General features: G+C 45.6%; 1 protein-coding gene. It reads left to right on the top strand.

The genetic code is table 11. The annotated features are described in order from the left end of the window. On the top strand, window positions 1-353 hold a 353-nt coding region (locus AAEZ05_RS27945), incomplete at both ends, for a TIGR03915 family putative DNA repair protein (protein ID WP_350649801.1).

The raw sequence follows: 353 nt of genomic DNA, 5'->3' as shown, positions 1-353 counted from the left end.
AAATATGCCATTGACTACCCTAGCCGCCCTATTATGGAAGATTTGGGTAACCTAAATGTCTTGGAGCTGGTACAAACCGTCAAATCGGTCGGTCGTGAGAAGCATCGTATGGAAGCCTTTGTGCGCTTTGAGCATACCACTGACGACATTTACTTTGCCCGCGTTGAGCCTGACTTTAATGTTTTGCCATTGATTGGTGAGCACTTTCGTCAGCGTTATCAAGACCAGCATTGGGCGATTTATGATTTGACTCGTAATTATGGTATTTATTATGACAAAAGACAAAGCACGCCCAAACGCCCCGCTGCCCTGCAAACGATTACTGACCTTGATGATGCAGTACTGCGTAATCC

The organism is Pseudomonas sp. HY13-MNA-CIBAN-0226 (assembly GCF_040310305.1).
GTDB lineage: Bacteria > Pseudomonadota > Gammaproteobacteria > Pseudomonadales > Pseudomonadaceae > Aquipseudomonas > Aquipseudomonas gregormendelii.
This window is presented reverse-complemented; position numbering and strand designations above follow the sequence as displayed.